Consider the following 26,876-nt stretch of genomic DNA (forward strand, 5'->3'; position numbering starts at 1 on the left):
GGAGAGACGGAGAGAAAAAGGCCCGGTTCAGGTAGATCGGCCGGCTTCGGCCATGTCGTTCTGGAAATCGGCTGATTCAATGATTTCAGCACGTCTCCCGTTCCACTGCATGAGTCGCGCGGCAGGTTCGGTAAGCACGACAAACGTACGGTCCGCAAACCAGGTGCCTGTATTCAAATACATGCCGTGCTCGTTTTGCTGAAGCGTGGGAACGTGACTATGACCCATCACGACCATGTCAGCGCGGTCTTGCTTAATCAGGTCGTGCCCGCGTTCCGCCAGCGTCTGGACGAGATCCGGGTTCGGCGTGCGGTCGTGCATCTGGCGGCTAACCCACTGGGCGAGTCCGAATCCGAGGTTTGCCGGTAACAGGGTGCGATACAGAGCGACGCACGCGGGATGCCTCAGCAGAGACCGGAAGCGTGTCGTCAGTCCGCCCGCCGAACCCGCAAGATGGTCGCCGTGAGCGCACAGGACACGGTGCCCGTAGTGCGTGGCGACGCAGTGGTCCGGGACGACGTCGACGCCGAGCTCTTCCGTGAAGTAGTCGGCATGCCAGGGGTCGTGATTCCCGAGCAGGTACGTGACCGGAATGCCTCGATCCGTGAGGGAAGCGATGCGTCCCTGAAACCGGACAAACCCTTTTGGCACCAGCCGCGAGTACTCGATGAATGCGTCAAACACATCGCCGACAAGGTAGAGATGCTCCAGCTCGTCGTCGAACGCGTCGAGACAACGGAGCAGGTCGGCCTCTTCTGCTTTTTCGGCATCCGGTGCACCGGTGCGTCCGAAGTGCATGTCCGAGACGAACAGAACCACAGCGACGTGGGGAAATGACGAAGGAAGGGGAACGGCCTGTTACGCGCCGAACGCTGATCGGGTCGGTGCGTAGGACGATGTTGAAATGAATGGAGCACTGTGCCGATCCCTTCGCACGGGCATCGCGCGGAATGCTCCTCGATCGATGCTTTCAACCTCTCGTATGAATCGACAGACGTACTACCGGCCCCCCACCCAGTTTTCGGTGTTTCCGCCGGTGATCAAGAATCTGCTGATCATCAATGGGCTGTTCTTCCTCGCGGCTCAGGTGGCAGCACCTCAGCATGGAACGCTCCTCGCCGAGGTGTTGAACTACATGGCGCTGTATCCTCCCGGAAGTGGGGAGGCGGGAGTGAGCTATTTCGGGGCACGGGGTGAGATCCCAGGTTTCTGGCCGTGGCAGATCGTCACCTACAGCTTTCTGCACAGCCCGGCTACGTTCGGCCACATCCTGTTCAATATGTTCGGACTCTGGATGTTTGGCGTGCAGATCGAAAACCGCTGGGGATCGCAGCGATTCGCCATTTTCTATTTTGCCTGCGTCATCGGTGCGGCGCTCCTTCACATGTTTATGGTGAGTGCGCCCGTGCCAACGGTAGGGGCCTCCGGTGGTGTGTTCGGTGTACTCATCGCTTTCGGCGTCCTCTTCCCGAACCAGCCAATCTATCTCTACTTCCTGTTTCCGATCAAGGCGAAATGGCTCGTCACCGGCCTGATGCTGCTCGAGCTCTTCTACGGCTTTTCCGGTGGACAGACCGGCGTGGCAAACTTCGCTCACCTCGGCGGTGCGCTGGTCGGCTACCTCCTCACGCAGTACTGGCGCGGGAAGCTTCCGGGCCTAGAGCCGAAGCAATCGGATCAGCGATGGCGATAGGGTCTCCACGGGCTGGCGGTAACATCACTTAAGACACAGTGTCGGGATCTTGAGTTGTCTCCTCGTGCTGCTCGACCTGGGTCTTCAGATTGTGCAGGAGCGTACGAATCTCGCTCCGGTTGTATCCGCGAATGATTGGCATCAGAAGTGGCTGCAGAAGAACCGGGCCGGGCACGGCGTAGGTCGCGGCGTACGTAAACCGCGTGCCTCCGTCCTCTGCGTCGAGGTACCAGCGAATGGAGCCGCGCAGGTTGCCGGTCATTGCGAACACGATTCGTTCCGGTGGCTCATAGTCCGTTGCACGCACCTCTCCAGACAGCGAGAGCCCGAGCAGGGAAAACGTGTATCGAGCACGTGCGCCGTCATTGGGAAGCCGTTCGATCAGTTCGGACCGTCGAAGGCTTGGTGTGAACACGGGCTGACGTTCGGGCACGTCGACGTAGTCAAATACGGCTTCCGGGGACGCAGCAATCCAGATGTCGTCGCGAACGGTAAGCATAGGTGGCTGCAAAGAGTGGGCATCCGTTTTTGGCGAGAATTAAGTGCACGAACGGACGTAGGGCCATCCGAGGTCAACGTGCGCGAGGAAGATCGGATAGCGCACACTCGGACGCAAAACGGAAGTCGAGCGCAGCGGAATCCGGGACGGAAACCTACATATGAAGCATAGAAAAGGCCGAGGGGATCGCCCTCGGCCTTTTGTTCTCTGGGAGGAATGGGGCAGAGCACATCAGTGTGCGGCGACGATGTCTCCCACGCGGCGCACGATTGAAATGATGAAGCCGATCGAGAGGACGATAATGCCAATCCAGACCAGGCTGATCATCGGTTTGGCGTAGGCCTGAACGACCACCCAGTTTTCCGGCATCACGTCGACGCCGTCCACGGCGAATGTTGCCTTTCCGCTGCCGACGTTCATCTGCGTGAACGCGATCCGCAGGTTCCAGTCGTCGATCCGGTTCTCGACGTACTGTTGCTGATTGTTGTCCATCACCATGTAGATCGGCATCAGCGTGCGGGTGTCGCCGCTCTCGAGGCGAGTTACGTGGAGTACGGCCCCGACGGCGATCTGCGCGTTGTCCGGAACGCGCGAGGAGGCGGCCTCGGGTGGGTTCTGCTGACTGGACATCGGCATGCCTTCCGGCGCTCGAAGCACCTCAAAGTGGGAGAATGCGACCGCATATTCCTTTTCGCCCAGAAGCGTGGAGTCGCCCTTAGCCAACTCAATCTCGCCGCCGTTCGATTCATCCGCTGCTCCGGTGGCTTCGCGAGGCGTGACGGCGACGAAAATGTCCTTCTCAACGAAAGCTTTTACGTCCGGGTGCATGAACCACTGTCCACCCGAGCCCTCGTAGGCCACCGGGTTCATGTCGTAGGATCGGCCTTTCGGGTCGGTGAACGCGAGGTGGTAGATGCCGCGACCGCGGTCATTGGTCGACTGGCCCTTGTAGGTGACCCGATAGCCGTTGATCATGCGGGTCTGTCCCTCGGCAACCACGAAGTTCTCACGTGGCTGGTTGTCCTCGTCGGCCGACGACATGTGCCCGATCTGAGGGAGGGGGCTGCTGAACCCACTCGACGCCACGACACCCAGGATCAGGATTGCGAAGCCGACGTGGGAGAGCGCGCCGCCCGCCATCTTCGGGTTGCCGCGCGCAATGCGCCACAGCACCATGCCGTTGGCGAAGAGGGAAAAGAAGCCGACGAAGACCAGCATCAGCATCTGCAGCGCAAAGCCGTACGTGGCCCAGAACTCCTGCAGTCCGCTGAAGACGCCCGCTTCCGTCGGCGTGGTGGACGCGGCAGCGGTGGCCGGAACGACGACCGTTTCCGTCGTGAACGGTGTCAGAGCCAGAACCGCGATGGTGCAGACCGTTGCGAGTGCGACGGGAGCGAGAAGCACCCGGTTGAGCGACTCTACGGTCATCTTATTCCACCAGAACAACTGCCCGAGGCCGGCCAAGAAGACGAATCCGAGCGCAAGCGGAAGAGTCCATTCGTTGTAAAACTCGATCGGTACGGCGGAGGGGCTGTCCCGGAAGATGCGACCCAGAATGGGGGAGCTGGTGCCGAGAATGATCACGGCGGAGGTAGCGCACAGAAGGATGGCCCCGGAGAAAATCATAAACTCGCGCGACAATACGCGTGGCTCCTCCTTTGGCGATGGCAGTTCGCTGTACCGATAGAAGAAGAGCCCGAACGCGCCCACGGCGATCGCGACAATCCAGATCAGCAGCTGGTTGTAGAGGCCAAGGTCGACGAATGAGTGGACCGACACGTCGCCGAGAATGCCGCTCCGCGTCAGGAACGTGCTGTAGATGACGAACATGTAAGCGAGGATGCTGAGGAAGATCGACGCCTTCTGGCTGGCGCCGCTCTTCTTCTGCACGAGCATCGTGTGGAACGCGGCGACGCCAACGAGCCATGGAACGAGCGAGGAGTTCTCGACCGGGTCCCATGCCCAGTAGCCACCGAACGATAGCGTGACGTACGCCCAGTAGCCGCCCATCGCGATGCCGACGCCGAGCATGAGCACGGCGCCGAGCGTCCACGGCAGGGCGGGGCGGACCCACTGCGTGAACCGCTTCTTCCAGAGCGCTGCGACGGCAAAGGCGAACGGGACGACCATGGACGAGAAGCCGACGAAAAGCATCGGCGGGTGGATCGTCATCCAGGGATTCTGCAACAGGTCGTTTAGGCCCTGGCCGTCTGCCGGGACAAAGTCCGGGTTCTGCTGAAAGATCGGTGCATCCGTGAACTTCTCCGCCAGGGTCAGGAATGGCGAAGCACCAATCTCGACCGGACCGATCTGAAGGCCGACCACCATCGACAGCAGAAACAGCTGACAGAGGGCGACGACGGTCATGACCGACGTTTCATACTCCTTGTGAACGTAGCCGATCAGGGCGCCGCCCACGCCGCACATCATCAGGATCCACAGCAGAAATGAACCTTCCTGTCCCGCCCAGAACGTCGATATGAGGTAGTGGAGCGGGAGATCATTCGACGACTGCTGATAGACATACGCGTACTCGTAGTGGTGCGTAAGCAGCAGATACCACAGGATGCCCGATGCGCCGACGACGAACAGACTTGACAAGCCCCAGCCCCAGCGGCCGACGCGTTTCCACAGCACGGCACCGGCAGCGCCCTCGCGTTGAGCAGCGCGGAAAAAGGCTAACGCCGAAACGGCGCAGGCGACGAACGAGACGAGGATGAGAAACTCACCAATCGTACCCAGCATGAGCGAACGTGGAAATTGGGCACAGGACGTTTGCGATAGGGTGGTAACGCAGTGTCGACCGGCAGTTCCGCGATCGATAGCCCGATCCTAAGCCAGCGCAGATCTTCCCGTTCAGATTCACCGTGAATTGGCCGTAGAGGCCGCGGCAGACAGACGTTCTGGCGGATTGATGGTCGTTTTTGTTTGCATCGCCGACGGATGCTGCGCGAATTGGGTATTGCGGGGCGACAACCCATCGGTATGCTTTCCCGCGAGTTGCTGGTTCACGAAATCCGTTCACCTGCCATCTCCATCCAGGGGGCACGGGCGAGGGAGGTAGATCCACGGAACGACGATGTGGCTTCGCGTCGGCCCCGTAAGAAATCCCCCCACACGGTCGCGTGGGCGACCCCCACGGAGCGACGGGCAGCATCCTCTCAGGGTTGAACGAACCACATCGCGTAGTTCAGTGATGTGCCGACACTGCCTGCTGGCGCATTCTTACCCTGTGATCGCATCGCGTCCGTTCGTACCCATGACATCTATGCGCGCCCTTTCTTCTTCTCCGGCGACGTCCGACTCAAACACGGTTCACGTCGACCTCGACCTGGTCCGGCGCTACAACCAGCCCGGACCGCGGTACACCAGCTACCCGACCGCTCCACACTTCTCAGAGGAGGTAACGGACGACGCATTTGCACAAGCTCTGTCAGAGGGAAATGCAGAGACGCCGCTGTCGCTGTATGTTCATCTCCCATTTTGCCGCTCGCTCTGCTACTATTGCGGGTGCCATATGAAGGTGACCCACCGTCCGGAGGTGATCGAGCGGTACCTCGGGTACGCAAAACGCGAAATGGAGATTGCTGCGCAGTACATCGATCTCGATCGTCGGGTCGTACAGGTGCACTGGGGGGGAGGGACGCCGAGTTACCTGACTCCCGAGCAAATCGGCGACCTGATGACCCATACGCGATCGGTGTTTTCCTTCGACCCCGACGCCGAGATTAGTCTGGAGGCGGATCCGCGCGGACTCACGGAAGAGCACCTCGCTGCGGCGGCGGACGCTGGATTCAATCGCATCAGCTACGGCGTGCAGGACGTGGACCCGAAGGTGCAGGAGGCCATCAACCGCGTGCAGCCGACCGAACTCGTGGAGAACGCCGTCCGATGGGCGCGGATGCATGGCTTTCGAAGCATCAACCTTGACCTCGTCTACGGTCTGCCGCACCAGACGTCCGAGACGTTTTCTGATACGGTCGATACCGTCATGCGGCTCGACCCGGAACGCATCGCTCTGTTCAGCTACGCACATATTCCGTCGCTGCGAAAGCACCAGACCCTTATTCCCGAGGCGGATCTGCCGGAGCCGGAAGAGAAGCTTCGCATCTTCAAGATGGCAACCGAGCGACTAACCGGCGAAGGGGGCTATCGTTTTATTGGAATGGATCACTTCGCTCGTCCTGACGACGAACTCGCGGTGGCGCTCGATACCGGCAACCTGCACCGCAACTTTCAAGGCTACTCGACGCGGGCCGGTGCGGATGTAGTGGCCTTCGGCATGTCCGGCATCAGTCAGCTGGACGGAGCGTACACACAGAATATCAAGGGGTTGCCAGACTACTATGCTCGCATCGATGAGGGACGCCTGGCAACCTACCGCGGCTACGAGGTTACTCGTGATGACCGAGTCCGACGGGCGGTGATTATGGAGTTGATGTGCAATTCACTCGTGTTGAAGGCGGACATTGAGTCTCGATTCGACATCGACTTCGACGCGACGTTCACGTCTGCTATGGAAGCACTCGAGCCAATGGTGGACGATGGGCTCGTGACGGTCACCGAGGACGCTGTACGCGTCGAGCCCGAGGGGCGTCTCTTCATTCGAAACGCGGCGATGGCGTTCGATGCCTATCTGAATGCCTCTCAAAAGCGGCCTCTTTACTCTAAAACAGTATAGAGGAGGTCCAGCGTCGACATTTTCGAAAATGGTAGCGGCTGAACCACGTACGAGGAGCCCGCGCATCCGAGAGTTAAGGGGTGTCGGGCTTCACGTCGTTTCGGGTCCCTTCGCGCTTCAGGTGCGCCCGGGTCTCTGAGTCTGTACGCGAATGTCTCAAGCCGCGCTCCTCTCGCAAACGTGCGGTTATGAAGCGCCGTTGTCGTCGCAAATACGGCAACGAGATTTGTATGCGTCTACGCCTCTGCTTATCTAACGGAGATACCTTAGGTCACTTCCGGTGAATCATCTCTACCGGAATGCCTCGGGCAATGGAGCCAGCACTCGGAGTGTGAAGACGTAAGAATCGTGTGCTCTTTCTTCACCTGTGTGGCTGGCTTGAAGCTTGCTGATTAGGTTTAAACCGTATTAGGTTACACGATTGGCCTCGTCTTGGCGCAAATTGCGCGATACAAGATGTACGCGGTGCCGAAGGACCGCCCGCCATTTCCGGGCCAGCTATCTTCACATCATTCATCGTCTTCCCCGTTGCAACGCGTCGACTTATGCCGATCAAACTTCAGGTGGTGAAGGAAGGAGCCGAGGGTAATGACCCGGCCGATTATCTGTTTGAACAGGAGGAAATTACCATTGGGCGAGGAAGTGGAAATGATCTCACCATCCCTGATCAAAAGGTCAGTAAGCAGCATGCCAGGATCGTTCAGGATGGCGGAGACTATTATCTGCACGACCGGGAGAGCAAGAACCACACGTTCGTTGCCGGAGCCCGGGTCGGTGAAGATCGGCCGTATGTTCTGAAGAGTGGCGATGTGATCAATGTCGGGGATTTTCGGATCGAGTTCGTTCCTCTGTTTATGCCGTCCTCGGAGCAGACGGCGTTTGCGAGTGCGTCCGAAAATGAGAACCCGTTCGAGAAGCACGCTGCACAGCTCGCGAGTGCTATGAAGGGGTTGGCCGAAACGTACACGTATGCGCCTGCCGACCAGCGAGACGAGGAACTCGACCGTGCGTTGGGCGGCGCGTTGTCTGGAGCGAAGACGGATGAGCAGGTGGTGCAGACGATGTTTGCTCAGATGGGAATGGAGGTCGGGGGCGACGGCGCGGCATCGGCCCAAGCGGAGTCGCCCGCATCGGACGGCCGTGGCCAGGCGCCCGAGCATGTGAACGAGGTCGTCGACATGCTGCTCGAGTCCGTCGCGCGGATGATCAGCATCCCGACGCATTTCTGGCGAGAGTTCAGTGGTAGCACGGTGGTTCAGCCCCCGGAGAAATCCTTTCTACACAGAGCCGATATCGACTCACTTCGCCAGCACGTGCTGGATCCGGACATCGGCGATGCAGAGCGAGAGAAGCGCCTTGAGCACCTTCGGGAGGCCGTCAACACACTCGTTGCGCATAACGTCGCCATGCTTGCGGGGTACAAAAAAGCGGCTATGAAGGGAAGTAAAGACCTTCTCCGCAAGGTGAACCCGAGCGACGCCTACGACGAGGCCCGCAGCACGGGCGGTGGAGGCTTCTCGAACCTGTTTTCTGCCGGAAGTGAGGGCGGCAAGCCGATCAAGAAGCTATACGAAGAATGGCGCGAACTCTACTCGATGGAGTGGGGAGCGCTGGAGAAAAAACTATTTCGCCCCACGTACATCGACGCGTACCTCGATCGCATGGCGAAGGCCTGGGACGTGGACAAGAGCGAAATCGTGGAGGATCGATAGAATACGGATGAGAGGGTGGGCCCGACGTAATTCGGTCACCGGATAGACGGAAGGAGAAGAACGGGAGCATGGACGACGCAGTCATTGGAAAGGAGGTAGACGGCTACCACATCGAGAGCATTCTCGGTCGTGGTGGGATGGGGGTCGTGTACAAAGGCGAAGATGTCGCTCTGTCTCGTCCGGTTGCACTCAAACGGATTAATCCGGCCCAGGCGCACCGAGAGCAGTTCCTGCGTCGCTTTCGCGCTGAAGCGAAAGCACTCGCGCGGATTAACAGCCCCTATATCACGAGCATTTACGCACTTCGTGATACCGATATCGGGCTGCTCATCGTCATGGAGTATGTCGACGGGGGTACGCTCAAAGATCGGATCGTGGAGGGCCCCATGACGCCGGCTGAGGCTGTACCCATCGTTCAGCAAATCCTGCGATCCTTCCGCGATGCGCACGGCGCGGGGGTGATCCATCGCGATATCAAGCCGCAGAACATCATGTTGACGTCCGATGGCGACGTCAAAATTACAGACTTCGGCATCGCGAAGCTCCGTCGCCGGGACTCCGGGGAAACCGTGACACAGGGGGGGCAGGGCGGGACGCTGAAGTACATGTCGCCGGAGCAAATCGAGAAGATCGATGAGGTTGACAACCGCAGCGACCTCTATGCTCTTGGCATGACGATGTACGAGATGCTCGCTGGACGCCTCCCGTTCGATGAGCTGGATACGGACTTCGACATTATGCGGAAGGTCGTTGAGGGAGACGTTCCGCCTGCGGGAGACTTCGTCCCAAACCTGCCGGCTCCGCTCGCAACGGTGATCGAACGCGCGACCGAGCAAAAGGCAGACGACCGCTATCCCTCAGCGGATGCCATGCTGGAGGCGCTGGACGAAGCGGCTGAGCGAATCGACGACACGAGTCCGTCGGCGATGTGGGATGTTGCCGAGAGTGATGCGCCCGAGCAAACGCAGTCGCAGGATACCGATGCAGACACGGCCGCGGATACGGCCGACGGCGACCCGACCGCCGATACGTCACCGGCGGATGACACGTCGGAGGCGGACGATGGAACGATCCTCGACGACTCGCTGCTGGACGAGATCGACGGGGGCGCGACCCAACCACCGGCGAAAGCGTCCGGCGGCCCCGCCCCAACGAAGCAGCACGCCCCCAGTGCCTCTGATCATCGCGGTCGAGACGGGACAACAGACAAAGGTGTCCCGGTCGGCGTTGTGGCCGCCATTGTGGTCGCGATGCTTGCCGTCGCTGGAGGCGGGTACGTTTTCTTCCAGCCGAGCAGCACCGCGATGTCCACGTTGACCCTGCAAACGAAACCGGGTTCTGCGGTTATCGAGATCGCCGATGATAGTGTCGGAGTCACGCCACTGGCGAACCATCAACTGCCGGCGGGGACGCACAGACTCAAGATCCGGAAGTCTGGATTCCAGCCCATCGACACGTCGGTCACGGTCAAAGAAGGACAGACTCTCGTGCTGAGCGGGTTCGAACTACGCCCGCAACCGGTACAATTCGCTGTGTCTTCTGCTCCATCGGGTGCACGCGTTCTCGTCGGAAGCAGCGAAATTGGCACCACGCCCATTCAAGGCGCGACCGTGGAGGCCGGGAAGGCACGGGTGCTATTGGAGAAGGGCGGGTACACCTCGTTCGATACGACCATAACCTTCGAGCCCGGGAGCCAGGTCACGCTGGCGGGACTACAGCTCGATCGGGCCGATGAGGCGTCTACTCGGTCGACACGTGCTCCTGCGGAATCTGCGCCTTCCCGGCAGCCGGCGGCGTCCGGACGTATATCCGTGACCGCCCCGTCTCAAGTTACAGTCTGGGTCGATGGCGAAGAGCGGACAGGAGGCGGTACCTTCCGCCTCGCATCAGGCACTCGAACGGTGCGGTGCCTTCATCCCAGGTATCAGACCATCGAAAGGCAGGTAAATGTGTCTCAAAATGACACGGTATCGATATCCTGCGTGTATCAGCACGTAATTTCTGTCAACTCTCTCGCGAGTTGGGGCAATATTTATATCGACGGCGTCAACTCCAAAATAAGCACGCCGGGGGAGAAGTCGTTGCCGCCAGGAACGTATCGCGTCGAGATTCGAAAGGAGCGAGAGGATGATTTTCGCATCCAAGGCGGTACGTACCGCCTCACTCCGGCTCAAGGCGGGGAAAACAAGGCGCGGCGAACGTTCGAAACGAGCTATTACGACGTGGAGATTGAGCCCGCATTTCAGAAATACAAGCATTACATCACATTCTCCCCGGAATCGTAATGTTGTTTTCAGTTTCGTGGTACAAAATGCCCCGATCGTTCACGTAGTGGGCGGAAAGTAATTTCTTTTTGTCTAAATGTGGCCCGCGCCTTGCGGGATGGAGTACACAGAGTTTCTGGATTCATCCATTGGATTATCTCTTGCTGCACGATCAATAGGTTAAGGTGACCCCATATGCAGGAACGTGCTACGACTCGAAGGTCTCGACTTCACCCGCTGTTGCTGGTGACGGTTCTCCTCCTGATGGGAGTGACGGCCGTCCACGCCCAGGATTCGGTTCTCAAGCAGGCGAAGGAGGAGTATCAGTTCGCGGAGTATGATAAGGCGAGCGAACTTTTTGCGCAGGTAGCGGACAATGAATCTGCCTCCAAAGCGGATCGATCGCAGGCGCTACGGTACTTGGCTCGCGTGTACGTTGCGAAGAATAAACAGTCGAAGGCGCGTGATGCTGTCCGGCAGCTTCTCAAGATGAAGCCGGGGGCCGAGTTCGATCCCGATGTGGAGCCGCCACCCATCATGCAGATCTACTATGATGTGCGCAAAGAGATGGATGGATATGGCGTGCAAAATGACGCCGGGCTCAAGACGCTGGCCGTCATGGACTTCTCGAACGACTCCGTCGATGAGCGCGAGCGCTTCGAAGGGCTTGAGAAGGGCCTGCCGTCCATGATGATCAATTACCTGAATGGCGGGACGGATCTGAAGGTCATTGAGCGAGAGCGGATTCAGTGGCTTCTAAACGAACTCGAGCTTCAGCGCGACGACCAGAAGGTGGACCAGTCCACCGCGGTCCGGACCGGCAAGCTCCTTGGAGCTCATTCGGTCGTCTTCGGCAGCTATACGGTGTTTGAGGGGCAGATGATGATTCTTGCTCGCGTCGTGAAGGTCGAGACAGGAGAAGTACTTCTCGGCGAGCAGGTCACGGGCAAACCGGACGAGTTCTTTGAGTTGATCGAAGAGTTGAGCACCAAGATCACGCGGTCCGTGAATGTCGAGATGGAGGAGGCCAAGATGGGAACGAGTGAAACCAAGTCGCTCGACGCCATGATGGCGTACTCAGATGGGCTCAGCCTGCTCGAGGATGGAAAGTACCGGGCCGCACGCGAGAAATTCCTGCAGGCGGTCGAGTACGACGAAAGCTTCAGTCGTGCACGCATCAAGGCGGAAAGCATCAAGCCGATGGTCGCTTCGACGGCCGGTGTGGAAGGTTCTGAAACGTCGACGACGCAGATGAATCGCTGACGTCCTCACGTTTCGGCGATTGCCTGATCTTGACTCCGCCCAAGCGTTTGTTTGTTAGCTCGGTCTAGGTCGCAGCGTCGAGTTGCGGCGTACCGCCAACAGACGCGTCGCGACGGCTCCCTTCGGTCGTTGGATTCGACCTGATGCATGCAGTTGCCTCGTCCGAGTTGCGGGCGGGGCCTCTGTCGTGCTGCTTTCGAACGGGTGGTCGCGTAGCGCATCCACCGAGCGACGGAGGGCAGGCATCTCCAGGCTTGGCTCTCCTCCAGTACCCCGACTCTTCAGTTCTCCCGTACCCCCATGATGATGTGGATTCGAGGCATCGGGTGCGTCCTGGCTGCCGCCGTTCTAGCTTGCGGCCTAATGGCGTGCTCCTCGCCCTCCGTTTCGCTTGAGGAAGATCCGGAGGCGTACGCCAAAGAGGTTCAAAACCTCGAGGCGCGCCTGTCCGAGCGACCCGACGACGCGAAGGCCCTCCGCGACCTTGGTGCGATTTACATGCGTACGCAGCGGCCGGCACAGGCGTATGACCTGTTGAAGAAGGCATACTCCTACCAGCCGGAGGACCCGAAGACGCTTTTTTATCTCGGGCTTGCAAGTGAGGGCGTGGGCAAGCAGCAGGCTGCCCTGCGCATTTTCAAAAAGTACGGTGAGGTGTCCCGCGCATCGGACTATCGCACACTCATGGAGGGCCGGTACGAATGGCTCGTGCGTGAGGAGGCGAAGGAGGACATGCGCGAGATGATGCAGCGCGAGACAGAGATTGCGGATCAGCAAGTGTCTGAGCGTGTTGTGGCCGTTCTTCCGCTCGAGTTTCAGGGAGCCGATGACCAGTACAAACCCCTTGGGCGCGGTCTGGCAGCCATGGTTACGACTGACCTCGCCGGCATCGGTCGCCTGAAGGTCGTCGAGCGCATTCGTCTGCAGGCGCTTCTCGACGAACTGGAGCTCGGACAGACGGAGTATGTCAACTCGTCGACGGCGCCTCGGCTCGGGCGCATGCTCGGCGCGGGTCGCCTGGTGGGTGGAAGCTATTTTGTGACCACGGACCAACGCCTTCGCGTTGACGTCACGCTTGCATCCATTGGTGCGGGCGTCCAGTTTCCGGACATCGACGGCGAGTCCGGGGAACTGCGAAATCTCTTCCGGCTGCAGAAGCAACTTGTCTTCCGCATCATCGATGGGCTGGATGTCGAGTTGACACCGCGTGAGCGGGCCAAGATCGAAGAGGTGCCGACGGAGAATCTCCAAGCGTTTCTGGCCTATTGTCGCGGACTGGAAGACGAAGATCGTGGCGACTTCGGTGCCGCAGAGCGGCACTACGGACGGTCGCAGGCGCTCGATCCGACGTTCGATGCGCCGCGTCAGCGTAAGGATAAGATGAAGGCCCTCGGTGCGGGTGGCGGATCGCCGCAGAATGCTATGGCTTCTGCCACTCAGGCACAGGCCGGAGCGACTTCGATCGACCTTCTCGACCAACGCCTCCGCAATATGGGCTTCGGGGTGTCTCTTTCCCCCGAAACGATTCGTGAACCCGCCCAGGAGAGCGTCACAGGAACGCCGGAGGCATTGCCGCCTCCTCCGAGACCTCCCGCCGACCAGCCCCCAAACTGATCAGACCGAACGCACGCCCTCCGACACTGCGTGCGCTGCGGCGCCCTTTGATCCCTCCCCTCGCTCGCAGCGCTGATCCGGTTCTTCTTCGGTCCCCCCTTCGATATGAAACAATACGCTACACATTCGCCTCGCCCGCCTACCGCGGCCCGATGGTCGGCGGTCCTCTGGGCTCTTTGCCTGCTGGTCCTCGCGTCCTCGATGGGCTCGTCGCCGGCTCGCGCGCAGCTCGACCCGGGACCCTGGGTGACAAGCCAGGCCGACAATCGGAGGACGAGTCAAAGTAATGCGCTCCAGGATGTACCCGCTTTGACCGAGCCGACAAATCCCGTTTATTCACCGGTCGCGACGGATAGCAATGGAAACCTGTACTTCCTGACGTACGATGGGACGACCATGCGGCTTCGTTCCCATGCGCCCGATGGCACGACGCGGTGGGAGATCGATGTGACGGATACGACGGATAATACCGCACCTCAACTCCGCGCGTCACCGATCATCTCGGAGACCGGCCATGTGTACTTCGTTGCGCCGTCCTCGAACTCGGATTCGTTCGCCTCTCTATTTCGTGTACCGCTGGACGGGGGCATACCCGAAACGGTGGTCGACGACGGTACTCCCCTCTCAGGGACACCGACCATTGGCAACGACGGCGTCATTTATGTCCCACGATTCGACGGGTCCGTGCTCTTCGTGCAAGAGTCGGATGTTAGCGTAATTGCGGGCGTCGAAACGGACGGCACGCGTGTCACTGCTCCTGTCATTGCATCGGACGGACGCATTGTCGTTGGAACGCAGAACGGAGGGGTCATTGCGATGTCGCCCGGGGGGGATGTGGGCGAGTCGATGGCCAATGTCGAAGGAGACTTTCTCCTGCCGCCCGCTATGAGCGATACCGGTGTTTTGTATCTAATCACGGCCGCAGATCCGGATAATGATCTGGTCGGAAGTAGTCCAGAGCTTGTTGCGATCGATATCAACAGCTCGGAAGAGGATGGGCTCCGGTGGCAGCGGACAATCACTTCGGGCAAGGCGAAGGGGTTGACCGTCGGTCCCGAGGGCGACGTATATCTTTCGACGACGAGCAGTGACCCTGCAGGAGTTAGTACCGTCCATCGGTTTAGCTCTGAAGGCGAAGAGATCTGGGCTCGTAATATCGACGCAGACGTTTCGGCTCCATCGTTTCGGGACGCGGACCCCTCCGTGTACCTGACGTCGAATGACTCCGGAACGTACAGGGTGGAGATTTTAGCCGGCGGATCCGGTGAGTCCCTGCCGAGCATTCCCCTTCCGGCGGCATCAACACCCAATTTACCGCCTACAATTGCTGGAAACGGTGATGTGGCCGTTCCTGCGCAGGATGGGCTTGTCCTTTCCGGATCGATGCGCCCGTCCGTTTCACCGCAAAGTCTCTCCCTTGGAACCATACTTGTCGATGACTTGGCGTCTTCGAGCGTCACGATCAGCCAACCGAATGGAGCATCAACGCTGACCGTCACGGATGTCAATGTCCTCGGTACGGGGGCAGAGAAATACAGCGTGGGAGGGGCGTCTACATTGATTTCTGAAGGGATCCCGGCGGGCGACAACTACTCGCTTGATCTGGGATTCTCGTCTAGCACGGCCGGCACGTTCGACGCCACGCTCGTGATCTCGACCGGGCTGTACGGACAGTTGGAGGTCCCTCTAACGGGTCAGGCCGTTCAGTCCGGACTCTCCGGGCAGCCCAGTCCGCTTGTTTTCGGGAATGTTCAGTTCGGCACGTCGCGGACAAAAACGGTCGACATCAGCAGCTCGGACTCCGACGTCACGATCAGTTCGGCGACGGTGTTGAACGACACCGAGAATGAGTTCAGTGCGCAGGGTCTTGCCGGGGTGACCATCAATTCGGGCTCGACGGAACCGGTCGATGTGACGTTCTCCCCAGCGGTAAGTGGGATGCGGAGCGCGACGCTTCGTGTCGAGACCGATGGTGGACTTACGCTCGACGTGCCGCTGGAGGGAACGGGACTGGACGCGTCGATTGCGGCGTCCCCGAACCCGGCGGACTTTGGCTCCCTCGAGACCGGTACATCGGTGACCCAAACCGTCACTCTGTCGAATTCGGGCAGCGATGACCTGAGTATCAGCGGCATCGGGATCTCGTCCAGTGGTAGCACCGACTTCAGCGTGACCGGGGGCGGGGATCAGACTACACTCTCTGCCAACGGGTCCATTGCTGTTGATGTCACCTTCCAGCCGAGCGTCAGCGGCACGCGTACGAGCGAACTGGTCGTCAACACAACGGAGGGACTCGAGAGCCGCGTGGACCTCACAGGTGTAGGGGTTGCGCCGGAGCTCCTCATCAGTCCAGACCCCCTCGCATTCGGCCAAATCGAAGATGATGCTACCCTCACTAAAACGTTTACCATCGAAAACCCGAAGTCGGTGGATGTTGAGGTTACGGACATCTCGGTCGACAACAGCAACTTTCAGATCGCAAGCCCGACGTCATTTACGGTCGCCGGGAATGCCCCAGAAACGGTCGACGTAACCTTCGATCCCGCGACGACGGGAACGGTGACGGGTACGCTGACCGTCAATACGGATGCAGGATTCGATCGCACCCTCACCCTGGAAGGGGAAGCGCAGGACTTTGGTATTTCGGCGAGTCCGCGTCCTGTCGAGTTCGCGGGAACGCAGCGCAGCACGACGGACCAGATTCTCGTGACTGTCTCCAATACGGGAACGGTCGACATCAACGGTATTTCGAGATCGATCGCGAATAACGGAGACGGCGAGTTTTCTATCGACGATACGGAGACGACGCTCGGCACGTCGCTAGCGGCTGGCACGTCGGAGGAGATCGCAGTTGAGTACACGCCGGACAATATCGAGACGAATTCTGGAACGTTAACGATTCAGTACGATGATCTGTCGGGGTCCACGAGCGGGTTGGTCGTCGATCTGTCGGGAGCTGGAATCGACAGTCAGAGCAACGACACGCTTACATTTGACCGTTCAACAAGCTTTTCCGATACGGCACCCGGCGACCGTTCCTCTACCGAGACGATCACGATCTCCAACGATACAGGCTCAAATCAAGATGTCACAGAGATTGCCCTCGGTGGGGTAACGCCCAACCAGTTCGAAATTGTCGAGATCAGGGATGAAACGGGTACGACGTACCCGGTTAACGGAACGAGTTTCACCAACGGCGGGACTGCGCTGGATCTGAGTGGTGATTCGAGCGCGAATGAGCTGTTTGTCGATGTCACCTACGCTCCGTCGGCTGCCGGAGACCACAGCGCGCAGCTCGCGGTGTACGTCACAAACAACCTGAACAACTCTACCACGGTTCGTGGGACAGCGATATCGCCCACGCTGACAGCATCACCGGATCCCGTTGATCTGGGGGCGGTGTCGACGGGCACCACGACCACCACGACGGTGACATTATCGAACTCGACGACAGTGGATTACACCATTTCGTCGATCTCGATTTCGGAGCCGAATGGCACTACGGGTTTTGCGCTCGATACGTCAACGCCCCTTCCGACGGGAGTGCCGGGCAACAGCTCCGTCGCCGTCGACATCGTTCATTCGTCGTCGATTGTTGGAACGGAAGGCGCGGTGTTGGAAGTGGCGTCGCCGAATGGTGGACTACAGGTGCCGATCGGGGCGTCGGTCGAAAACTACGGGCTTGCATTTACGCAAAGTCAGGTTACGTACGCGTCGGTGCCTGTCGACTCGTCGACATCCGAAGTCGTGACGCTGGAGAACAACGGCTCGGCAGCGGTCGACTATACCATCAGCGACATCACCTCGAACGATGGAGCGGATTTTTCCATCACAAGTGGCCAGACGAGTGGTACGATCGCGGCGGGGGATACGCGGACCGTGACGGTCACGTTTACGCCATCCGCTTCGGGAACGCGCACCTCTGATCTCACGGTTGAGGGCAGCGTGAACGGTTCTGTCGTTGCCTCAGCGTCCGTTCCGCTGGAAGGGTCCGGGCTGTTTTACGCCTCCAACCTGACGACGAGCGTCGTGGACTTCGGCCAGGTGCAGCTTGGCACCCGTTCGGCGGTCAGGACCGTGTCGATCGAGAACACGGGTTCGGCTGTGCTGTCGATTCTCGGTTTGTCGTTGCCTTCGGGTAGCCCATTTAGCATTACCAGTGGACGCAGTACGCTGTCGCTTGCCAGCGGCGAAGTACTGGAGATCTCGCTCGATTACGGCCCGACAGCTGCCGAACTTCAGACGGCTGCACTTGATGTATTGACGCTGACCGGAACCATCCGAATTGATCTTCAGGGACGGGGGATCAAAGAGCTGTCACCGACGGAAAGTGAGCTAACCTTCCCACCGCGACTCGAAACGGAGACGCCCGACACATTGAATGCGGTTGTCACAAACGAAAACGACGTCTCCTCCGAAATTACCAGTCTCTCTCTGTCGGGGACGGACGCATCTGCGTTCGTCGTCGCCGAACCGAGTACGCTACCCACGCTAAGCCCGGGTGCGTCTACCTCCATTCCGGTTGTGCTCGATGCAACGGTGCCCGGCATCTTCTCCGCCTCGCTCGATATCACGGCGACGACCGGGGCAGTCAGTATCGCCCTCTCGGGAGAAGTTTTGCCCGCGCCGGCCATCTCACCGGCCAATCTCGACTTCGGCCAGGTATTTGTCGACACATCCGATACGCTGTCGGTCACGGTTGAAAATACAGGTTCTCAGCAGATAAGCATTACCGAAAATACGGCTCTTGCTGCAGGCACGGCCGACATGGTTATCGATACGCCCCTGCCTGTTACGGTGCCGGCCGGACAGACGGAGACGCTGGTCGTTATTTATAACCCGAACGATCCTGTCGGTCAAATTCAGGACACGCTGGCGGTTGAAACGACGCGCGATCTGGATTCCGATGGCGCCCTGCCGTACACGACACAGCAAACGGTTCCGATTTCGGCGAATGCCGTCATGCCACCGAACCTAACCGTCGACCCTGGAACGTACCTGGACTTTGGAGCCGTTATCCCGGGGCAGACAACCCGAACCCTTCCGATCCGATTTATCAATACGGGCGGTGCCACGCTGACGATTTCCAGCGCCGGGTTCGAGTCGCCGGACGGCACGTTCACCCTCTCGAAGGATATTGTCGGGACGATCGCTCCCAGCGACACCCTGTCCTTCACGATGACTGCCGACCCTTCAACCTTCGGGGAAACGCAGCGGGTCTTTCAGGTGGCATCCGACGGGGGCTCCCCTGCGTTCGACGTACGGCTTCGGGCTGTCGACATCGATCTTCAAGTTGCGGACACGCGCTTCAACGAGCCGACGAACGTGGTCGCAACGCTTCCGACCTTCACGACGCTCCTTGACAGTAGTCTCTACGTCCGCGCGGGCGGAGATGTGCAGTACGAGGCCATCCCCCTCACGCGCCAGACAGAAACCGAATGGACGGCTCAAATTCCCAGCCGTTTTTCGACACTTCGTGGGCTCGATTATTTCCTTCTGATCGAAGACGAGACGGATCAGATTACATTACCGGAGGCCACCGTTGCGCAATCGAAAGCGTCTCCGGTGCATGCACAGGTTGCGTTTGAGGAAATCACGGCGCCGATCGAGTTGCCCGCCGGAGCGCACCGCATGATTTCCATCCCTGCACAGCTAAATTCGTCGGACGCCACCGAAATCTTTGGCGACGACTACGGGGCGTTCGATCCCCGCGTGTGGCGACTCCTTCGCTACGATCCCGAAATCAGCGATTATCGCGAAGCACAGGGAATCCGATCTGTCGAGACTGGACAGGGCTTGTGGCTTGCCACGCGAGAAGGAACCCCCTTTACCGTCGGCTCGGGCGTGAGCACCGACGCCTCGCAACCCGTCACGATGCAGGTCCTCCCCGGATGGAATCAGATCGCGACGCCGTTCGGCTTTCCCATTGCCTGGTCTGATGTCGAGAACACCGGCGCACTCCAGGCGCCCGTGATCTACAGCGGTTCGCAATACGACTACACCGGCTCCGTGCTTCGCCCGTGGGACGGCGCCTGGGTGTTCAATCCGACGAGTCAGGCTGTTACGATCTCGATCCCGCCGCGTGCGGCAAACGCCAAACGCGATCAGCCTCCTGCGCTCGCGGCCAAGACTGCCGCGCGTGCCCCGGCCCGACCGGAGGATGGCTATACCATGCAACTTCAGGCACGCGTCCGCTCGAATGGCGAGACGCTTCGTGACGACATCAACTACCTCGGAATCCGGAAGGGCGCAGCGACCGGAGCGGACAGCCTGGACTTCGCTGAAGCGCCTCCGATTGGAGATCACGTTCGAGTCAGCGTCCGGGAGAAGAATCGTCTCCTGGCCGGCAGCTACCGTCCGTTAGATGCGGAGGGGCAGGCATGGGATGTGGACGTGACGGCATTTACGAAAGAGACGCGCAGTGGTGGCCAGGAACAGGTGACATTGAACCTACTCGAGCATGGAGCACGTCCAGAAGGCTTCGACCTCTTCGTGTTCGACCTCGAACGTGAGATTCCGTTGCCGGTGACGGATGGATCCGTGTCCGTGCCGGTGAGCCGGACGTCTCCGACCCGGCTCCGTGTTGTAGCGGGAACCAAGTCGTTCGCCCGCAGCAATAATGACGAGATTGCGCTAGAGCAGATCGATACTGCGCTCGACAAGACGTATCCCAACCCCTTCACCGATGCGGCAACGATCGACTTTCAGCTCGAGAAGCCCATGCATGTGCGCATGGAGGTGTACGACCTTCTCGGGCGCCGTGTCGCCGTACTCGTTGATGGCCAAAAGTCCGCTGGTCCGCACACGATCACGTGGCGAGCACAGGGCGGAGGGTCTCGCCTCGCGAGTGGCGTTTACTTCTTGAGAATGCGGGCGGGTGACTTCACCGCGACCCGGAAAATGACCCTCATTCGATAGCTTCGTGCCCTTCATGTCGCATTCTCTCTCCGACAAGCGGTTCTCTCTGATGCGCTCGACTCTACACTTCATCGCACTTGCCCTTTCTGGCATGGCGTTGCTATGGTGCTCCGCGCCTGTTGTGTACGGGCAGACGGGGCCGACGCTTACGAGTCAGCAGCCCCCGATCCGTATCGCCGTGGAGCCGGCGTATCAGAGCGTCACGCATCAGGGGCGCGAGTTGTCGCAGTTCAGCACCCGGCTGATGGCGTCCGTCCCGTTGCTCAGAAATCTGCAGGCGTACGTTCGGGCCAGCGTGGCGCAGTCGGATGCGAACGGTCTCGAATCGGTGCAGGGGCTGGACGATGTTCGTCTTGGTGCATCGTACGCTAGAGCGCTATCACTCGGGAGCCTCGTGATGGCGGCGGACCTCTCGATTCCGACGGGGAAAAGAAACCTCTCAGCTGTGGAATGGCGGACGTCCATTCTCGCGAGTCAAAACATCTACGGCTTTCGCGTGGGTGGATTCGGTCAGGGGTTCAACGCCGAACCACGGTTGACGTGGGCGGTGCCGGTTCGGGAAAACGTGATGCTGGGAATCGGCGCAGGCTACACGTATCGCGGCCCGTACGAGCCCACAGAGGCTCTTCAGGGTGCGTACGATCCGGGGAATGAGGTGGAGGTGTTTGGAGGGGCGGACGTGCGCGTCGGGCAGCACCACGCGATTTCGACCGACCTTTCGTATACGCGATTTGGGTCCGACACCGTCGAAGGGGAGAAGCGCTACGAAGCTCGGTACAAGCTGGCCGGGACCGTTCAGTACCTTTTCCAGCGTGATTTTACGACGGTTCGCGTCGTGGGACAACTTCAGCATTGGCCCGAGAGCCGCATTTTCGTCCCCAATCTCGGCTTTGGAGCCGAACCGATTTTTGAGGACAATCAGGTTGTACCGTCGGAGTGGCTTCTGCGTGCGCGTGGGTCGTCTCGAGTCGTCGAGTGGATGGATCTGGGCGTAACGCTGACCGGGCAACGCTTTGAGGAAACGGTTGTCCAGGAGGAGGCTGTCGTGGGCGCGGTCGAAGTGGCCCCAACCTTCCATTTGCCGGGCGACGTATATCTCACCCCCGGAGTTGGGTATGCTATCGGCGATGTCGAACGGTTTGAGGCCCGAATTCGGACGGAAGTTCGTCTGTAATACGTTTTCCGAATGTTATTGTCGGGATTGCCCAAACCGTGTCCTCGCAGCGGCTCCGAGTTGGGAAGAGAAACGTTTCAACAACACATGTTCGAACGTTCTTTTGTTAGGGTGTGGCGCGTCTGCCGAGTCGAAGCCGTTGGAGACACTGACATTTTAAAGTCGAAACGGTATAAGTGGAGCAGGTCGGGCCCCACTTCGGTTGCATAGGCGCAGCGTGTTAGAGCGAGGTGCTTGCAGCACGAGTGCGTCATATCGTTTGGACTCGTGCCATCGATCACCCGGTCACATCACGTGCTGAACTGTAATGATTTTGTCCGAGACAGACACCCCGACGACGGGATGTCCGGTGCTTCATGTCGTCGTATGCTAAGACGATTGGAGAGGATATCTACTGTTTGGATCTAGTCTATATAAGAATCTACTTGCGGCGTACGCGTTCTTTTCACCTCGCAAGGCTGCGAAGCGCGTGGACTCAAGCGATCTCGTTCATCCGGAGAACGTGACACCACCTTTACGTCGACCGGTGGGACCAGGCTGGAAAAACACCGTCTGATGACCCTGAGCCTCGATGCGGGATGGAAAAGATTGTGGTGATCCCACGCACAAGGCGTCACATTCACGTGAATCTGAGGGCCTCTTTTCCGTGATCAGCTCTTCTTTTCCTCGCAAAATGTCTAACGCGAGTATGGTGCGGGTTGTCAGGGGTCCGACGCATCGGATTAAAGTTCGGCGTAATTCGCGTGGGATTTAGCCGAATCAACAGGAATGGGTTGAGGTGAATGCCCCTTACGCCTTATGATGAGCATCGACTGATTTGATACCCGCGCTCCGGGACCCCTTAACTCGAATTTCAAGCGCTGTGGTACCGCTTTTCCGCGGGTCGTAACGTACCTTTTACGTCCGTGTCCCGGTCGACCACCGTTTCAACGCCGAGATCGTATGCCGCAGATATTTCCGAAGAAGGCTAACGTCCTGCCGATCCTCTCTCTGGGGGGCGCTCTGTTGGGCGGCGTCGCGCTCATATTCCTGGTTTGGTACTACTTCTCTCCCGAGTTTCTGGTGGTTGGTTATCAGCCCGATCAGCCCGTGGCATACAACCACGAGTTTCACGCCGGTCAGCTTGGAATGGATTGCCGGTACTGCCACAACTGGGTAGAGAACTCTGCGCACGCCAACGTGCCTCCCACCCAGACGTGCATGAACTGCCACAACCAGATTAAGACGCAGTCGCCGCAGCTGCTGAAGGTCCGAGAGAGTTGGGCCACGGACACGCCGATTCAGTGGGTGAAAGTGCATCACCTGCCGGATTACGCGCACTTCAGCCACGCGTCGCACGTCAATAACGGCGTGGGGTGTGAGACCTGCCACGGCCGTATCGACAAGATGGAGGTCGTGTACCAGGCAGAGCCGCTGTCGATGGGTTGGTGCCTTGAGTGTCACCGCCAGCCGGAGCTCTACCTCCGTCCCAACGAGGAGGTGACGACGATGGGGTATGTTCACCCCGAAAACTTTGTCGAGATCAACCTCGCCCGTATTCAGGAAGAGGGGATTCAACCGCCGACCAACTGTTCGGCTTGCCACTACTAATTCACGTTCGAGGAGCGGCTCTCTGGCTCGCTATCAGTGCGGTTGCATACTGCCGCCCCGGATTGTGAGCCGTTTCGTCTCTCAGTGGGCTGAAACATACGCCTACGCCTGACCAGCCCGTGGGCTGGACGACAGAGAGATGGTTTCGCTCGAAAGCTGTCGCCCCTTTGCGGCACCCCGCCTCTCGAAATACGCCATCCGACCCTGCTACGTAGCATGATTGAGCTTGACGTCATCGATCCCAAGTCGGCCGACCGCGAGGAGCCTAGTGAGCGCTTCTGGCGAAGCCTTCCGCAGCTTGAGCGGAAGACGTCCGGCGATGGGGCTGACACTCCGACACCTGAGTTTTCCGATGGGGCCAGCGAGCCGCCGAGCAAGGCGTCTCGTCGCCAGTTCCTGCAGTTGATGGGAGCAGCGATGGCCATGGCGGGTCTGACCGCCTGCCGTCGACCCGATCAGCGCATCCTTCCGTACGCCCGGAAGCCGGAAGATGTCATTCCGGGGATTCCACAGCATTTTGCCACGGGCATGCCGTTCCGTGGGTCGTTGCGCCCGCTGCTGGTTGAGAGCCACGAAGGGCGTCCGACCAAGGTGGAAGGCAATCCTGATCACCCTGGGTCGAACGGGGGGACCAGCCCGTTTGAGCAGGCATCCGTTCTCAACCTGTACGATCCAGATCGCTCACGCTCCGTCTGGCGCGATGGTAGCAAGGCGGAATGGGCCGACTTCAAGTCGTTCTGTGTTGAACTCGCCAATCGGGCGGCGAATCAGGAGCTCGCTATCCTCATGCCAACGAGTTCGTCGCCGACGCTCGAGGCGATGCTAGAGAGGGCGCGCGGTCGCTTCGGCTCCGTTCGGGTCGTGGAATACGCAACCGAGGGCAACGACAACGCTCGCCTCGGCATGCAGCAAGCATTCGGACGTCCGTACCGCGCACAATACGACTTTGAGCAGTCGGATGTCGTCCTGAGCCTCGACGCGGACTTCCTCGACGGCAAGTCGCCGGACTTTCTGAATAACAACCGGACGTTCTTCTCCGGTCGGCGCGTCGACTCCGTCGATGACGACATGAACCGCCTTTACGTTGTGGAAAGTCAGTATTCCACAACGGGCGGGACGGCTGATCACCGCCTTCGCATGAAGGCCAGCGTCGTTTCGGCGTTTGCGGCCACCGTCGCTGCCGAGATGGGTCTCGGTACCGCTCCCGACTACGACTGGAGCGAGAAAGAGGCTGTTCACGCCCGTGAGATCGCTCGAGATCTCCAGGAAGCTGGCTCGCGCGGTGTTGTTGTTGCTGGCGAAACGCAGCCTCCGGAGGTTCACGCCCTCGCGATGGCTATTAACGAGCGCCTTGGCGCGATCGGGAACAGCGTAATGCTCCTCGATACGGGTGTCGAGTCTGTCGAGGCGCAGGACGAAGAGCTCGCTACGCTCGTCGACGACATGAACGCCGGTCGTGTGGGCACGGTCCTGATGATGGGCGTCAATCCCGTTTACGATGCGCCCGCCGGGCTCAATTTCCGCGAGGCGCTACAGCGGGTGGACAACACCATCCACGTCGGGCTTCGCCGAAACGAAACCGCCCGCGCATCACGCTGGCATCTGCCGCGAGCGCACTATCTGGAAGCCTGGGGCGACGGTCGTACCTTCGACGGTACGCTCTCGGTCATTCAACCACTTATTGCCCCGCTCTACAGCGCATCCCACTCCGAAATCGAGGTGCTCAACCTCCTCGGTACGGGAATGGATGAGTCGGGATATGACCTTGTCCGGGACACCTGGCGTGGTCAAATCTCGGGTTCGTTCGAAGAGGGATGGCGCCGCGTTCTCCACGACGGCTACCTTGCTGATTCCGCCTATCCGACGGCATCACCCGGTTCGGCCAGCGTTCCCAGCATCGATACGCCGTCCGATGACGGGCTGGAGGTGATCTTTCGCCTTGATCCGTCCGTTCTCGACGGATCGTATGGAAATAACGCGTGGATGCAGGAGCTGCCGGACCCGGTCACGAAGATTACGTGGGATAACGTCGCCGTGATGAGTGCCGCGACGGCTGCCGATCTCGGCCTCTCCGCCGACGGTACGTACGACGAGGGTCAGGAAAACGGTTACAGCGAAGGAAACTTCTTCGTCGATCGCGTCAATCTGACAATCGACGGCGAAACCATCAACATTCCCGTCTGGGTTCAGCCGGGTCTTCCCGATGGAACGATTGGTCTGACGCACGGCTACGGCCGCGCGATCTCGACCACACGCGATCCGGAAGGAACGCCGTTCTGGGATACAGATAACGCGACGGACGTCTACTTCGACGGACCGATTGCTGGAGGGGTTGGATCTGATGGTGAGCCGGTCAATTCCGTTGGTGTGCGGACCTCGCATCTGCGCCCATCCGGGTCGCGCATAGCAACGGGGGCGACGGTCGAGAAAGCCAGTAGTGGTTACATGATCGCGACCACCCAAGAGACCGGCTCCATGCACGGTCGAGCCATCGTGCGCTGGGGATCTCTCGAGGAGTTTCGCAACAACCCTGAGTTTGTCAAGGAGGAGACCGAACCGGTCCCGGGCGACGAGTACGACTCCTTCGAAGAGTTTCCGGAGCTGTGGGCGAAGAATCACCCCAGCGAAGCTGCGGCGATGAAGGATAGCAACTACTTCGATAACCAGTGGGGCATGGTCATCGACCTCAACACGTGCACGGGCTGCAACGCCTGTGTCGTGGCCTGCACGAGCGAAAACAATGTGCAGGTGGTCGGGAAAGAATCCGTAAGTAACGGCCGTCACATGTACTGGCTCCGGATGGACCGGTACTATTACTCGGGTGAGGACGACCGAGAAGAGCCCGAGATGATGATGCAGCCGGTGATGTGCCAGCACTGCGAGAACGCTCCCTGCGAGTCGGTTTGCCCGGTCGCAGCCACGGTGCACTCGCCGGATGGCACCAACCAGATGATCTACAACCGTTGCATCGGGACGCGGTACTGCTCCAACAACTGCCCGTACAAGGTCCGCCGGTTCAACTTCTTCAACTGGACGAAGACGCTGCCGCAGGAAGTCAAAATGGCGCAGAACCCGAACGTCACCGTTCGGTCCCGTGGCGTCATGGAGAAATGCTCCTGGTGCGTTCACCGGATTCGCGACAATCAGCACCGGGCGAATCAGGAAGAGCGCGATCTTCGTGCGGATGAAATCCAGACGGCATGCCAGCAGGCCTGCCCGACAGAGGCCATCACGTTCGGCGATCTCAACAACCCCGAAAGTTCGGTGGTTGAGAAGCGGAAGAACCCGCGCCGCTACGAGCTGCTGTCGTACCTCAACGTCAAGCCGCGCCTGTCGTACCTGGGCCGGGTTCGCAACGTCAACCCGCGCATTCAGGAGGCGCTCGGCCTCGATATGGAGGAAGGGCCCGCCGCGCCGGAAAGCGCCGACGAGCCGGAGACGGCAGAAGCGACGGCGTAACCGCCAAAC

The 26,876-nt window shown here is 59.6% G+C and carries 13 protein-coding genes; 10 read left to right on the forward strand and 3 right to left on the reverse strand.

All coding sequences use genetic code 11. The annotated features are described in order from the left end of the window. Window positions 1-27: 27 nt before the first annotated feature. Window positions 28-819, reverse strand: coding sequence for a UDP-2,3-diacylglucosamine diphosphatase (locus tag CRI94_RS04755; protein ID WP_098074526.1), 792 nt, complete (start codon window positions 817-819; stop codon window positions 28-30). A 163-nt stretch (window positions 820-982) separates the two neighbouring features. Here CRI94_RS04755 and CRI94_RS04760 point away from each other — a divergent pair, with 163 nt between their 5' ends. Further along, on the forward strand, window positions 983-1,693 hold the full coding sequence (locus CRI94_RS04760) for a rhomboid family intramembrane serine protease (RefSeq protein ID WP_098074527.1): 711 nt from the start codon (window positions 983-985) through the stop codon (window positions 1,691-1,693). A gap of 28 nt (window positions 1,694-1,721) precedes the next feature. Here CRI94_RS04760 and CRI94_RS04765 read toward each other — a convergent pair whose 3' ends face one another. Beyond that, the gene (locus tag CRI94_RS04765; protein ID WP_098074528.1) at window positions 1,722-2,192 is read right to left on the reverse strand and encodes an SRPBCC family protein; all 471 of its coding nucleotides are present in this window, start codon (window positions 2,190-2,192) and stop codon (window positions 1,722-1,724) included. 231 nt (window positions 2,193-2,423) lie between these two features. Beyond that, complete coding sequence (locus CRI94_RS04770; protein WP_098074529.1) at window positions 2,424-4,937, reverse strand: heme lyase CcmF/NrfE family subunit; 2,514 nt, start codon at window positions 4,935-4,937, stop codon at window positions 2,424-2,426. Window positions 4,938-5,460: 523 nt separating this feature from the next. Between CRI94_RS04770 and hemN the strand changes: the two genes are divergently transcribed. The 9 genes from hemN to CRI94_RS04815 all read left to right on the forward strand — a co-directional run bounded on the left by hemN (window position 5,461) and on the right by CRI94_RS04815 (window position 26,867). After that, on the forward strand, window positions 5,461-6,873 hold the full coding sequence (hemN, locus tag CRI94_RS04775) for an oxygen-independent coproporphyrinogen III oxidase (RefSeq protein WP_098074530.1): 1,413 nt from the start codon (window positions 5,461-5,463) through the stop codon (window positions 6,871-6,873). 545 nt (window positions 6,874-7,418) lie between these two features. Continuing rightward, window positions 7,419-8,585 carry an FHA domain-containing protein gene (locus tag CRI94_RS04780; protein ID WP_098074531.1) on the forward strand — a complete coding sequence of 389 codons (1,167 nt, stop codon included), beginning with the start codon at window positions 7,419-7,421 and terminating at the stop codon, window positions 8,583-8,585. A 68-nt stretch (window positions 8,586-8,653) separates the two neighbouring features. Beyond that, on the forward strand, window positions 8,654-10,870 hold the full coding sequence (locus CRI94_RS04785) for a serine/threonine-protein kinase (protein ID WP_098074532.1): 2,217 nt from the start codon (window positions 8,654-8,656) through the stop codon (window positions 10,868-10,870). A 225-nt stretch (window positions 10,871-11,095) separates the two neighbouring features. Next, window positions 11,096-12,112: a CsgG/HfaB family protein gene (locus CRI94_RS04790; RefSeq protein WP_179862166.1), complete on the forward strand. Its 1,017-nt coding sequence runs from the start codon at window positions 11,096-11,098 to the stop codon at window positions 12,110-12,112. A gap of 300 nt (window positions 12,113-12,412) precedes the next feature. Then, complete coding sequence (locus CRI94_RS04795; RefSeq protein ID WP_098074534.1) at window positions 12,413-13,726, forward strand: CsgG/HfaB family protein; 1,314 nt, start codon at window positions 12,413-12,415, stop codon at window positions 13,724-13,726. Between the two features lie 105 nt (window positions 13,727-13,831). Further along, complete coding sequence (locus CRI94_RS04800; RefSeq protein ID WP_098074535.1) at window positions 13,832-20,644, forward strand: choice-of-anchor D domain-containing protein; 6,813 nt, start codon at window positions 13,832-13,834, stop codon at window positions 20,642-20,644. A gap of 13 nt (window positions 20,645-20,657) precedes the next feature. Beyond that, on the forward strand, window positions 20,658-21,818 hold the full coding sequence (locus CRI94_RS04805) for a hypothetical protein (protein WP_098074536.1): 1,161 nt from the start codon (window positions 20,658-20,660) through the stop codon (window positions 21,816-21,818). Between the two features lie 942 nt (window positions 21,819-22,760). Beyond that, a complete protein-coding gene (locus CRI94_RS04810) occupies window positions 22,761-23,408 on the forward strand; it encodes a cytochrome c3 family protein (RefSeq protein ID WP_098074537.1) in 648 nt (215 codons plus the stop codon). A gap of 216 nt (window positions 23,409-23,624) precedes the next feature. Then, on the forward strand, window positions 23,625-26,867 hold the full coding sequence (locus tag CRI94_RS04815; protein ID WP_098074538.1) for a Fe-S cluster-containing hydrogenase: 3,243 nt from the start codon (window positions 23,625-23,627) through the stop codon (window positions 26,865-26,867). Window positions 26,868-26,876 lie beyond the last annotated feature (9 nt).

This window comes from Longibacter salinarum, assembly GCF_002554795.1.
Taxonomy (GTDB): domain Bacteria; phylum Bacteroidota; class Rhodothermia; order Rhodothermales; family Salinibacteraceae; genus Longibacter; species Longibacter salinarum.